Below are 13,695 nucleotides of genomic sequence, written 5' to 3'. Positions count from 1 at the left end.
ATGAAAGCACTTTTTGAAGAACGCTACGGGACTAGTCCTGAGGATGTAAAGCACTACGATACCGAAAAGTTGAGATCAGAGTTTCTTATTGAGGAAATCTTGGTTAAGGGAATGGTCAAAATGCTTTATACACACAACGACAGAATGCTAGTTGGAGGAGCAATTCCTCTTGCCTCACCTCTCAAACTTGAGGCTATTGATGCCCTAAAAGCTGAATATTTCTGCCAGCGTCGTGAGCTTGGGATTATCAACGTTGGGGGTAGCGGTTCGGTAGTTGTGGATGGGCAAGCGTATGAACTTCAGTACAAGGAGGCGTTGTATGTTGGACAAGGTGTTAAGCAAGTTGAGTTCATGAGCAAGGATGCTACAGTTCCTGCAAAGTTCTACTTTAACTCAGCACCTGCACATTGTAGCTATCCTACGGTACAGATTTCGAGAGCAGATGCAAATGTGCTCGATCTTGGTTCAGTAGAGACATCGAATAAGCGAATCGTAAATCAGCTTATTATAAGTAAAAACGTGCAAACCTGTCAGCTACAAATGGGACTTACCGAGTTAAAAACTGGTAGCGTTTGGAATTCGATGCCACCACATACTCACGCTCGCCGAATGGAGGTCTACTTCTACTTTGAGGTGCCAGAAAATCAATCTGTTTGCCATTTTATGGGGAAACCCGATGAAACACGACATATCTGGATAAAGAACGAGGAGGCAGTTATCTCTCCGTCATGGTCGATACACGCTGGTGCTGGAACTAGTAACTACTCCTTTATCTGGGGAATGTGTGGTGAAAATATGGATTACGGAGATATGGACACCATTCTCCCTAATCAGCTCCTCTAAAATGATTCCTAAAATCACAAGATTATGAAGACATTTATCACTGAAGATTTCTTGTTAGAAACCAAGGAAGCGCAGTTCCTATACCACGAGTATGCTGAAAAGCTACCAATTATAGATTTTCACAACCACCTTCCACCCGCAGAAATTGCTAACAACTATCAGTACAAATCGTTAACCGAGATTTGGCTTAAGGGCGACCACTATAAGTGGCGTGCTATGCGTACTTTGGGCATTGAGGAGAAGTACTGTACGGGCAACCCAACCGATTTTGAGAAGTTTGAAAAGTGGGCAGAAACAGTTCCCTATACTCTTCGTAATCCCTTATACCACTGGACTCACCTCGAGTTAAAGCGCGTTTTTGGGGTAGATGATATTCTTAATCCGGAATCAGCCGAAGCCATTTATAACAAGTGTTCTGGGCTGCTTCAAACTTCCGATTATTCGTGTCGCCGATTGCTTGAGCGCTGGAATGTTGAAACACTTTGTACTACCGACGATCCTTCCGATAATCTAGAGCATCATCAAAAAATAGTAAACGATGGATGGAAGGTGAAAGTCCTTCCAGGTTGGCGCCCAGATAGAATCCTTAATATCTCAAACTTAGAGTCGCTAAACGCCTACATTGACCGTTTAGGTGCATCCGCTAACACCGATATAGCTAACCTCGCCTCGTTGAAAGATGCCTACAAAAATCGTCACGACTTCTTTAACCAAATGGGGTGTAGACTCTCCGACTATGGTTTAAAAACAGCCTATGCGGCTGCTTATACCGAATCGGAAGTAGAAGGAATATTTGCTAAAATACGTTCGGGTAAAGCGGTAAATGCAACCGAAGAGGAGCAATTTATTACTTACATGCTTACCTTCTTTGCAGAACTTGACTACGAAAGCGATTGGGTGCAGCAATACCACATTGGTGCAATACGCAACAACAATACGACGATGTTTAATGCCCTTGGTCCAGATACTGGATTCGATTCTATTGGCGATGCTGCTTATGCAGAGCCTTTGGCAAGGTATCTAGATAACCTTCTTAGCAAAGGGAAACTTACCCGTACCATTCTATACAATCTAAATCCTAAGGATAACGAGGTTCTGGCTACCATGCTTGGCAACTTTCAAGGCGAGGGAGTTAAGGGGAGAATGCAGTGGGGTTCAGCATGGTGGTTCCTTGACCAAAAAGATGGAATGACCAAACAGCTAGATGCGCTTTCGGCACTAGGACTGCTACGCTTATTTGTAGGTATGGTTACCGACTCTCGTAGCTTTATGTCGTACTCACGCCACGAGTACTTCCGTCGTATTCTTTGCAACATGCTGGGGAACGACATTAATAAGGGGCTTGTTACTAACGATATTCCTTTGTTAGGCGCAATGATACAGGATATTTGCTACAACAATCCCAAAAGTTATTTCAAATTTCAGTAAACCTAGAACTCGTTAAAAATGAAAAAGGTTGTAACATTTGGCGAAATCATGCTTCGATTAGCCACTCCAGGATACGAAAGATTCTCGCAGTCAAAAAGCTTTAATGCCACCTTTGGAGGTGGCGAAGCGAATGTTGCCGTTTCGCTTGCTAACTATGGAATTCCAGTCGAATTTGTAACTAGACTCCCAAAAAATGACATAGCCGAATCTTGCATTATGGACCTTCGCAAGTATGGAGTCCAAACCTGCAATATTGTTCGCGGTGGCGAACGTGTTGGCATCTATTTCCTCGAAACAGGTGCTGTAAACCGCCCAAGCAAAGTGGTGTACGATCGTGCTCACTCTGCAATATCCGAGATTCAGCCAGGGATGGTAAACTGGTATGAAGTGCTAAAAGATGCACAATGGTTCCACTGGACAGGTATTACGCCAGCCATTTCGGAAAGTGCTGCGATGGCTTGTCTCGAAGCCATTAAGGTGGCGAATGAGTTAGGAGTTACTGTATCTACAGACTTGAATTACCGAAAGAACTTGTGGGGTTACACCAACCAACCAGCAGCTATTATGGAGCAACTGGTGGCTGGCTGTGATGTGATTCTTGGTAATGAAGAAGATGCTGAAACCTTCTTTGGAATTAAACCTGAAGGAATGGATGTAACCAAAGGACATGTTACTGCTCAGATGTACGAATCCGTAGCACAGCAGCTAATGGATCGTTTCCCTCGTGCAAAGCGAATTATTATAACACTTCGTGGATCAATTAATGCAAACCATAATACTTGGTCGGGTTTACTATACGATGGTGAAAAACTTTACTCCGCACCAACCTATCAAATAACTCATATTGTAGATAGAGTGGGAGGTGGAGACTCCTTTATGGGAGGCGTTATCTACGGTTTACTTACTTACGGTGATGACCTGCAAAGCGCCCTAAATTTTGCAGTAGCTGCATCGTGCTTAAAGCATACCATTTATGGAGACTTTAATCTGGCTTCGGTTGATGAGGTTAAGAAGCTGATGAGTGGCGATACCTCAGGTCGCGTTACAAGGTAAGGGCATCACCGACTTATTATAATTAGTAGAATATGGCACGATTTACAAGAATACAAGTAGCGTTAAAAATGGCAGAAACGGGTATAGTACCCGTTTTCTACCACAAAGATATTGAAGTAGCCAAGCTAGTGGTTAAGGCTTGCTACGATGGTGGTGTTCGTGTGTTCGAATTTACCAACCGTGGCGATTTTGCCCATGAATTATTTGGAGAACTCAACAAGTGGGCAGCCCAAGAGTGCCCAGAACTGATGCTTGGTGTTGGTTCAATCATAGATGCAGGAACAGCTTCGCTGTACATCCAGTTGGGAGCAAACTTTATAGTTGCCCCTCTTATTAACGAAGAGGTTGCTAGTACATGCAACCGTCGCAAGGTGCTTTGGGCTCCCGGATGCGGTTCTTTGACAGAGATTTCAAAGGCAGAAGAGTTGGGTGCCGAAATTGTGAAGGTTTTCCCTGGGTCATCGGTTGGCGGTCCGGGCTTTGTTTCGGCAGTAAAAGGTCCATGTCCATGGACCAGCATCATGCCTACTGGAGGTGTTGAACCTACCGAGGAGAATCTTACTAAGTGGTTTAAGGCAGGCGTAACCTGCGTGGGTATGGGGTCGAACCTTTTCCCAAAAGAAGTTATTGCAGCTAAGGATTGGAGTAAAATAACTAAGCTATGTAGCGAGGCCTTGGCAATCGTTGCAAACCTGAAGTAATTCATTTTAACTAAACCGAACTTAAGATGAACACATTTAACCCGTCGGAACAAAAAATGACCAATTACAGGTGGACAATCTGTGCAATGCTATTTTTTGCCACGACTATTAACTATCTAGACAGGCAGGTTCTTTCATTGACTTGGAAAGACTTTATTTCGCCTGAATTTCACTGGACTAATGATAATTACGGAACAATAACTGCGCTTTTCTCTATATTTTATGCCGTAAGCATGTTGTTTGCCGGACGTTTTGTAGACTGGATGGACACAAAAAAGGGATTTCTATGGGCAATAGGTGTATGGTCTGTAGGTGCTGTCCTTCATGCTTTTTGTGGAATTGCTACTTCGGGCATAGTTGCCGGGGAGTGGCTTGTAGGCTTCGAAGGTGCTAAAGAGGCCATTTCTTTAGCAAAGAGTGTTAGCCTTGTAACCAGCGTAAGCGTTGTGCTTTTTATATTTTCTCGATTGGTACTCGCCGTAGGAGAAGCAGGTAACTTCCCTGCTGCTATTAAAACTACGGCTGAGTTTTTTCCTAAGAAAGACAGGGCTTATGCAACTAGTATCTTTAATGCTGGGGCTACGGTTGGTGCTCTTGCAGCTCCAGTCACCATTCCTATAATTGCTGCTGCATGGGGATGGGAGATGTCATTTATCATTATTGGTGCTTTAGGATTTGTGTGGATGGGATTCTGGGTTTTTGTGTATAATAAACCGGAGAGCCATCCCAAAGTAAACAGCGCTGAGTTGGCCTATATTCATTCTGATTTAGAGTCGGCCGATTCTGTAGAAAAATGCGTTGAGATTGTACAGGAGAAAACGAAGATCTCATTTAAAGAAGCTTTTAGCTTCAAACAAACTTGGGCTTTTGCATTTGGAAAGTTTATGACCGATGGCGTTTGGTGGTTTTACTTGTTCTGGACACCAGCATACCTGAGCTCTGTATATGACATTAAATCGTCGGATACCGAAGGGCAACTAGCCATTTTTGTTCTTTACGCGATTACGCTTCTTTCCATTATTGGAGGATGGTTGCCAAGCTACTTCGTGGAGAAAAAAGGCATGAACCCTTATGCCGGGCGTATGAAGGCGATGCTAATTTTTGCATTTTTCCCGCTATTGGTATTGTTTGCTCAGCCTCTTGGCCATATTACTTACTGGTTTCCAGTGGTAATTATTGGTATAGCAGGGGCTGCCCATCAGGCTTGGTCTGCCAATATTTTCTCTACAATCGGCGATATGTTCCCCAAAAAAGCTATTGCTACCATTACTGGCATTGGTGGTATGGCAGGAGGTATCGGCTCCTTCCTTATTAATAAAGGTTCTGGTGTGCTTTTCGATTATGCTAAGGTAAGCGAGATGCAGCTGCTGGGATTTAAAGGTGAAGAGGCCGGCTACTTTATCATTTTTTCTATATGTGCGGTTGCGTACCTAATTGGTTGGGTTGTAATGAAGACCCTTGTTCCAAAGTATCAACCTATCAATAATTTGTAAACTGTAAACTAGAAAAAGATGGATGAGCTAAATAGAAAAACGGTAACCACTGCCGATCGCCCTATCAAAATAATGCAATTTGGCGAAGGGAACTTCCTTCGTGCTTTTGTAGATTGGATGATTGATAAGGCCAATAAGCAGGGTGTCCTCAATACAGGTATTGTGGTGGTACAACCCTTGGCTGCTGGTATGGTTGACATGCTTAAGGCTCAAGATAATCTTTACCATGTATACTTAGAAGGTATTAAGGATAAGCAAATGGTGAAGGAGATTTCTTTGGTAGAGTCTATTCAGGATTCTCTGAATCCCTACACCGAATTCGAGAAGTACCAGCAGTATGTACTCAGCAATGAGCTGGAGTTTGTTATCTCGAATACCACCGAAGCAGGCATTACCTATTTCGATGATGAGGACATCTTTGCCCAACCTGCAAAATCGTTTCCAGGGAAAATTTCAGCACTTCTTCACAGCCGTTTCGAGCACTTTAAGGGTGATACCAAAAAAGGACTAACCTTTATCTGCTGCGAGCTTATCGAGAATAATGCTACCACGCTTAGAGAATACGTACTTCGTCATGCCGAAAGATGTGGGCTAAGCGATGACTTTATCAGCTGGGTTAAGAGTTCGTGCCGCTTTTGCGATACGCTAGTAGATAGAATTGTACCCGGTTTCCCTCGTGAGAACATCGACGACATCAAGGCCGAAATTGGCTATAACGACAACCTTGTGGTTAAGGGCGAGTTCTACCACGTTTGGGCGATTGCCGGAGGACGCGACATTCAACGCCGATTCCCAATCAATGAGGCCGGACTGCACGTGCTCTTTCTCGACGACATCAAAGCTTTTAGAGATAAAAAGGTTCGCATCCTAAATGGTTCTCACACCGCACTTGTTCCTGTTGCACTTCAAATGGGGTACAAAACCGTTAAAGAAGCATTCGACGATAAGCTGGTAGAATCTTTTGTAAACACTATGGTCGCAGAAGAGGTCCTTCCTGTTATTGATGGCGATGCTGCAGAACTTCGCCGCTTTGCAGAGTCTATCATCGAAAGGTTTTACAACCCATTCATTAAGCACTACCTCGAAACAATATCCCTAAACTCCTTGTCGAAGTGGGAAACACGCAACTTCCCAACCATGAAGGATGGCTACGAAAAAAATGGCAAGGTTACAAAGCTTACAGCCTTTTCGTTGGCCGCCCTTCTTACACTCTATAGCGGTAAGTCGGAGATCGAGTTTACACCAAACGACACCCCCGAACATGTAGAGTTTATCCAAAAAGTTTGGGATAGCGGGAACATCAGCAGTACTGTAATCCAAATTCTTTCGAATAGATCTATTTGGAAGGAAGACCTAATGGCTGTTAAGCCTTTGGCCGATACGGTTGCAGGATATATTCAGGACATCCTTGCCAACGGAATGCGTAAGTCATTAGAGCAAGCTCTTACGTATGGCGCATAGTTCAAAATGGCGACCATGCCGACTCTGGAGGTATGGCTGCTACAATATTGCTGATTATGAAAAGATGGCTTAAAATAAACAATCTCGACAATGTTTGTGTAGCGCTCGATTCGCTAGCCGCGGGCGAAGTGCTTAGTGTAGACGGTGCTGATGTTACCCTTTTGGAACCTATTGATAATGGGCACAAGTTTGCAATAGCTACAATAGACAAAGGTGAAGTTGTTCTAAAGTATGGCTTCCCTATAGGCTATGCTACTCAGCAAATTCTGCCTGGTCAACTTGTCCATAGCCATAATATTAAAACTACGCTTAGCGACAACCTCGAGTACGAATACAACCCTAACCTTACCAACGTTGCGAAACCTGAAAAAGAGCGCACCTTCGAAGGTTACCTACGTAAAAATGGATCGGTTGGTATTCGTAACGAGCTGTGGATTGTTCCTACCGTTGGTTGCGTTAACGGTCAGGCTCAGCTTATTGTTGATAGGGTAAAGCGCGAACTCGACGTGGCGCATATTGACGATGTCGTTGTATATAAGCATAACTACGGATGCTCGCAGCTGGGTGACGATTTGGAGAACACCCAAAAAGCGTTGGCTGCACTCATCAATCATCCCAATGCTGGTGGTGTTCTGGTACTCGGACTCGGGTGCGAGAACAACCAAATAGCCAACCTTAAAAAAGTTGCAGGCGATATTGACGAAAAACGAGTTGTTTACCTCACTTCGCAAGAGGTAGACGACGAAGTAGAAGTGGGCTTTGGCATTGTAGCAGAACTTGCCGAAGTAATGAAAGCGGATGTGCGCACAACATTACCTGTATCTCACCTAAAAATTGGGCTAAAGTGCGGTGGAAGCGATGGCTTCTCGGGCATTACAGCGAATCCGCTACTTGGTCGCTTTTCCGACTGGCTTGTTGGACTTGGAGGAACAACTGTGCTTACAGAAGTGCCCGAAATGTTTGGTGCCGAAACCATACTGATGGACAGGTCGAAGGATAAACCTACCTTCCAAAAAACAGTAAAGCTTATTAATGGCTTTAAGGATTACTTCCGCGAGCACAACCAACCAATTTACGAAAACCCATCGCCTGGAAATAAAAAGGGAGGAATAACCACTCTCGAAGAGAAGTCGCTTGGTTGCGTACAAAAAGGAGGTGGCGCTACAGTTGTAGATGTGCTAAGCTACGCCGAACCTCTTAAGGAAGCTGGATTAAACCTTCTATACTCGCCAGGAAACGATTTGGTAGCCTCATCGGCTCTCGGTTTTTCAGGATGTCAAATGGTGCTATTTACTACTGGTCGTGGTACTCCATTCGGTTCGTTTATACCAACCATGAAAGTTGCAACCAACTCTAATCTCGCTAAGCATAAGGCAAACTGGATAGACTTTAACGCCGGTATCCTTCTAGAGGATGCTCCAGCCGAAGAGGTTACCAATAGCTTCATTGACTATGTAATTAGCGTAGCTAGTGGAGAAAAGCTAAAGCACGAAATAACTGGATTTAAAGAGATTGCCATATTCAAAACAGGGGTTACTCTTTAATCGTGATTATTTACAAATCACCTATCGTATGAAAGGAGCATGATGCACTGCAACACATACGCGAATGAGTGCAACCATGCGAGTTCCATACGACAGCTTAAAACAAATTATTTTCGGATGAAAAGCATAACGTTCCTACTACTCTTTTTCACCTCCCTACTATCTTTTGGAAAGGAGCGTATTATCGTCGTTTCGCAAAAGGGAGATGGTAATTTCACAACAATCCAGCAGGCATTCGATGCTGTAGCTAGTGGCTCTAGCTCGTATACAAGAATTAAGGTAAAACCGGGGATCTATTCCGAAAAAGTGGTGCTTGGACAGGATAAGCAGCGCATAATTGTGGAAGGCGAAGATGCAACAAAAACCACAATCACATGGGCAGACCATACCGGGAAGGTGGTTAACGGCGATACGATAAATACCTATTCCTCTTGGTCGGCATCCATTCGAGCAAACGAGGTGGTGTTCTCCAACATCACCTTCGAGAACTCTGCTGGGCCGGTTGGTCAGGCTGTTGCATGCGAGGTGCTAGGCGACAAGGTTGTCTTTAAAGGATGCCGTTTCTTGGGAAATCAGGATACGTTTTTTACGCGTGGTCCCGGGCGAATTTATCTTGAAGATTGCTACATAGAAGGAACAACCGATTTTATATTCGGAACCTCAATTGCGGTTTTCGAGCGTTGTACCATTCATTCGAAGAAAAATTCGTACGTAACCGCAGCATCAACTCCCGAGGGGAACCGCTACGGCTATATTTTCTTCCGATGCAAGCTTACGGGCAACGACGAGGCAACCAAGGTGTACCTTGGTCGTCCATGGCGCAGCTTTGCCAAAACAATATTTGTAAGCTGCGAGCTGGGCGGTCATATTCTACCCGAGGGATGGCACAACTGGAATAAGAAGGATGCCGAAAAAACAGCCTTTTACGCTGAATACCAATCGACAGGAGCAGGCGCTAGTCCTAGCACTCGTGCACCTTGGACTAAACAGCTATCTAAAAACGAGGCTGACGAGCTGACGCTAGCCAACATATTTGGAAAAGATGGCTACCGTAAAGGTTACGATGACAACTGGAATCCATCATCACTACTAAAACGAATAAAATGAAAAAGATATTAGGCCTGATTGCAGCTAGCATGCTGCTATTTGGATTTATTTCTAGCAAGCCAATTACCATTTACATGATAGGCGATTCTACTATGGCCGATAAGCAGGATAAGGTATTCCCCGAACGCGGTTGGGGAATGTTCCTTCAGCAGCACTGCAAAAAGAACGTAATTGTGCAGAACTACGCCATGAATGGACGCAGTACGCGAACCTTTATCTCCGAAGGACGCTGGCAGGCAGTTTTAGACAAGCTGCAACCTGGAGATTTTGTTGTAATCCAGTTTGGTCATAACGACCAAAGCAAGGAGAAGGTAGACCGCTACACTGCTCCCGACGACTTTAAGGCAAACATGCGCCGTTTTGTGCTAGAGGCCCGGGCAAAGGGGGCAACACCTATTTTATGTACTCCTGTTGTTCGCCGTCGATTTAACGACAAGGGTGAGTTCTACGATGTACATGGCGAATATCCCGATCTTACCCGTTCGGTTGCAAAAGAAACCTCCACCGAATTGGTGGATATGCACAAGCTTAGTGAAGCCATTGTTCGTGAACATGGCGCCGAGGGTTCCGTCAAGATGTTTGTTCACCTAAAGCCCGGAGAGCTGGCTTGTGCACCAGAAGGAAAAATCGACGATACCCATTTTAACGAGTATGGTGCAAATCTTATCGCCAACCAATTCGTGAAAAATTCGATAGAGCAAAAGCTCTCCATCTCAAAATTTCTCAAGTAGAAAAACATCCCCAATGAAGAATCTCTCAAGTCTACTACTTTTAGGGATGGTGCTCTCTATATCATCCCAAGCAATCGGGCAGTCGAATGGTTCGTTGCCGTTTACGCTACCTAAGGTAGAGTGCCCAACCTTTAAAGCTGACACCATTTCGATTGATAAATACGGCGCTATTAAGGGCGGCATGGTTCTAAATACCGTAGCAATAGGTAAGGCCATTGACGCTTGTAGCAACTCCGGAGGTGGTGTTGTGCTTGTTCCAAAGGGTGTGTGGCTAACTGGTCCTATAACGCTTAAAAGCAACGTAAACCTGCATTTACAGGATGGAGCAGTGCTTCAGTTTAGCAGCAACTTCGACGACTTTCCGCTTGTGATGAGCTACTTCGAAGGATGGGAAACCGTTCGTTGCCAGTCACCAATTAGCGCTAAAGGCCAGGTTAACATTGCCATTACAGGCAGCGGAATTATTGATGGTGCCGGCCAGGTATGGCGCCCGGTTAAGAAGTCGAAGCTTACATCTGCTCAATGGAAAGCGCTAGTATCGTCGGGAGGTGTTCTTTCTGCCGATAAGAGCACCTGGTACCCCTCGGAGAAATCGCTTCTCGGCCAGAACACAACCATTCAAGGATACATAAAGGGTGGCTCGATGCATGAGTACGAAAAGATAAAGGATTACTTGCGTCCCAATATGGTTAGCTTGGTTGAGTGTAAAAATGTGCTGCTCGAAGGCGTTACCTTCCAAAACTCGCCAGCATGGAACCTCCATCCGCTAATGTGCGAAAACCTTACCATCAACAAGGTAAACGTTCGCAATCCGTGGTATGCCCAAAACGGCGACGGTGTCGATATCGAATCGTGTAAAAATGGTGTGGTAACCAACTCTACGTTCGATGTAGGCGACGATGGTATCTGCATAAAGTCGGGCAAAGACGAAGAGGGGCGTAAGCGCGGAATGCCAACCGAGAACTTCCTTGTCGAGAATTGCGTAGTTTTCCATGGACATGGAGGCTTCGTTATTGGCAGCGAAATGTCGGGTGGCGTTCGCAATATTATTGTAAGGAACTGCACCTTCCTAGGAACAGACATAGGTCTTCGCTTTAAAACCACACGCGGACGTGGAGGTGTTGTCGAGAATATTCTTGTTGATGGCATTAATATGACGAATATCCCTGCCGAGGCCATCAACTTTAGCATGTACTACATGGGCAAGTCGCCCATTGCTGAGCCCGAGGATGAGGGAAAAACGCAGACAACCGTAAAAGAGGTAGGCGCAAATCCTATAGCCGACGAATCGACCCCACAGTTTAAGAACTTTACAATTCGCAACGTTGCATGTAAGGGCGCTTTGCAAGCCATCCATCTCGAAGGACTACCTGAGATGAGCATCAAAAACATTCTTTTCGAGGATATCTCCATCGAAGCAGAGAAGGGTATTCGATGCATCGAGGCCGAGGGTGTTACGTTTAGTAACGTTACCATTAAGACGACCAAAGGTATTCCAATGGAGGTGATTAACTCCACGGGAGTCGAAACCTCGAGGGTTGATCTTATGGGAGCATCGCAGGTAAAGGTGAGCGTTGGTGGAAAGATGGCTAAGGGCATCAACCTAAAAGGAGTTGCAGGTGCCAGTGCGGCAACCGTAAAGATAGGCGCAGGGCTGTCGTCCTCCGAAATCATTAAATAAGTGAGATATGAAAACGGTATACATTTTAGCTGCAGTAGTATTAGGTGTCGTTGGTGCATCGGCTCAGAATCCCATCTCAAAGGTTTGGGTAGCCGATAACGGCGATGGCACCTACACGAATCCTATCCTTTATGCCGACTATCCCGATCCGGATGTGATTAGGGTTGGAGAAACGTTCTACATGGTATCGTCGACCTTTAATACTGTACCCGGATTAACCATAATGCAGTCGGCTGATCTTGTCAACTGGCAAATTGTTGGTAGCGCCATTGCCCGACAGGAGCCTCTCGACGTATTTGCCAAGCCACAGCATGGCAACGGGGTGTGGGCACCAAGCCTGCGCCAGCATAACGGGGAGTTCTACATCTACTACGGCGATCCCGATTACGGCATCTACATGGTTAAATCGAAAAGCATGACCAGCGGATGGAGCAAGCCACATCTGGTAAAGGCCGGAAAGGGGCTTATAGACCCATGCCCACTTTGGGATAACGACGGCAGAGCCTACCTAGTACACGGATGGGCCGGAAGCCGTGCAGGCATAAAGAGCATCCTTACCGTTAGCGAGATGGCCACTGATGGCAAATCGCTTATTGGCGAGGAACGCATTGTGTTCGATGGGCACGATGCGCATCCAACCGTTGAGGGTCCAAAATTCTACAAGCGCAACGGCTACTACTACATATTTGCCCCAGCAGGCGGGGTGGCCACAGGCTGGCAGCTGGCCCTTCGTGCAAAATCGCCCTTTGGGCCATACGACGAGAAGGTGGTGCTGGAGCAGGGTAACTCTAAGGTTAACGGGCCCCACCAGGGCGGCTGGGTGGACGATGTTAAGGGTAACCACTGGTTTGTTCACTTTCAGGATGTAGAAGAGCTGGGCCGCATTACCCATCTTCAGCCTATGAAGTGGGAGCAAGACTGGCCCGTTATTGGCGTTGATGCCGATGGCGATGGCATTGGCGAACCAGTTGCAAGGTACAAGAAGCCGAGCACCCTAAAGCCCGCTGCTTTGGCAACGCCCCAAACTACCGACGAGTTTAACGCCCCATCGGCTGGACTACAGTGGCAGTGGCATGCCAACCCCGAACCAACATGGGCATTTGCCTACAACAAGCTTGGGGTACAACGCCTATACTGCATTACCGCTCCTACTGAAGCTAGAAACATGTGGGATACCCCGAACCTCTTCATGCAGCGAATATCGGCACCCGAAATGAGCGCCACCACCAAGCTCTCCTTTAAGGCTCTCCTAGAGGGCGAAAAGGTTGGACTTATCGTGATGGGGATGTCGTACGGATATGTGGCTTTGGAAAACCGTAACGGTAGTATTGTGCTCGTTCAAGCCTCGTGCGAGGGCGCCGACAAGGGCAACGCTGAGGTTCTTTCGGATGCGGTTCCACTATCCAACATCGCCTATTTAAGGGTCGATATCACCCAAGGCAAGCTCTGCCAGTTTTCGTACAGCACCGACGGAGCAACCTTTACCAGTATCGGTAAGCCCGTTAGGTTTACCCAAGGGCGCTGGATTGGCGCACGAGTAGGCCTATTCGCCACAGGAAAGGTGAAAAAGAACGATGTTGGCTACGCCGATTTCGACTGGTTTAGGGTAGACAAGATCGCCAAGTAACAAGCAGACTTAAAATCTTAAAAAAC

11 protein-coding genes are annotated in these 13,695 nt (G+C 45.9%); all 11 read left to right on the top strand.

Annotated features, from left to right (window positions below; all coding sequences use genetic code 11):
- Positions 1-843, top strand: a complete 843-nt coding sequence (kduI, locus tag CLV25_RS00110; RefSeq protein WP_131837596.1) for a 5-dehydro-4-deoxy-D-glucuronate isomerase — start codon at positions 1-3, stop codon at positions 841-843.
- A 24-nt stretch (positions 844-867) separates the two neighbouring features.
- Entirely contained in the window at positions 868-2,271 is a 1,404-nt protein-coding gene (uxaC, locus tag CLV25_RS00105; protein ID WP_131837595.1) for a glucuronate isomerase, read from the top strand.
- A gap of 18 nt (positions 2,272-2,289) precedes the next feature.
- Positions 2,290-3,324 carry a sugar kinase gene (locus CLV25_RS00100; protein WP_131837594.1) on the top strand — a complete coding sequence of 345 codons (1,035 nt, stop codon included), beginning with the start codon at positions 2,290-2,292 and terminating at the stop codon, positions 3,322-3,324.
- Between the two features lie 32 nt (positions 3,325-3,356).
- On the top strand, positions 3,357-4,025 hold the full coding sequence (locus CLV25_RS00095; protein ID WP_131837593.1) for a bifunctional 4-hydroxy-2-oxoglutarate aldolase/2-dehydro-3-deoxy-phosphogluconate aldolase: 669 nt from the start codon (positions 3,357-3,359) through the stop codon (positions 4,023-4,025).
- Positions 4,026-4,051: 26 nt separating this feature from the next.
- Positions 4,052-5,518, top strand: a complete 1,467-nt coding sequence (locus CLV25_RS00090) for an MFS transporter (protein WP_131837592.1) — start codon at positions 4,052-4,054, stop codon at positions 5,516-5,518.
- Positions 5,519-5,536: 18 nt separating this feature from the next.
- Positions 5,537-6,979 (top strand): tagaturonate reductase, encoded by a 1,443-nt coding sequence (locus CLV25_RS00085; RefSeq protein WP_131837591.1) that lies wholly within the window; start codon positions 5,537-5,539, stop codon positions 6,977-6,979.
- Positions 6,980-7,032: 53 nt separating this feature from the next.
- On the top strand, positions 7,033-8,523 hold the full coding sequence (locus CLV25_RS00080; protein ID WP_317129302.1) for a UxaA family hydrolase: 1,491 nt from the start codon (positions 7,033-7,035) through the stop codon (positions 8,521-8,523).
- Between the two features lie 117 nt (positions 8,524-8,640).
- Complete coding sequence (locus CLV25_RS00075) at positions 8,641-9,630, top strand: pectinesterase family protein (RefSeq protein WP_131837589.1); 990 nt, start codon at positions 8,641-8,643, stop codon at positions 9,628-9,630.
- Positions 9,627-10,361 (top strand): rhamnogalacturonan acetylesterase, encoded by a 735-nt coding sequence (locus CLV25_RS00070; protein ID WP_131837588.1) that lies wholly within the window; start codon positions 9,627-9,629, stop codon positions 10,359-10,361. The genes CLV25_RS00075 and CLV25_RS00070 overlap by 4 nt, the downstream gene beginning before the upstream one ends.
- A gap of 13 nt (positions 10,362-10,374) precedes the next feature.
- Positions 10,375-12,042, top strand: coding sequence for a glycoside hydrolase family 28 protein (locus tag CLV25_RS00065; RefSeq protein WP_131837587.1), 1,668 nt, complete (start codon positions 10,375-10,377; stop codon positions 12,040-12,042).
- 7 nt (positions 12,043-12,049) lie between these two features.
- On the top strand, positions 12,050-13,669 hold the full coding sequence (locus CLV25_RS00060; protein ID WP_131837586.1) for a glycoside hydrolase family 43 protein: 1,620 nt from the start codon (positions 12,050-12,052) through the stop codon (positions 13,667-13,669).
- Positions 13,670-13,695: the final 26 nt, after the last annotated feature.

Origin of the sequence: Acetobacteroides hydrogenigenes, from assembly GCF_004340205.1 — a bacterium.
GTDB lineage: Bacteria > Bacteroidota > Bacteroidia > Bacteroidales > ZOR0009 > Acetobacteroides > Acetobacteroides hydrogenigenes.
Note: the sequence above shows the minus strand (reverse complement) of the source record. Positions and strands in the feature narration are given on the sequence as shown.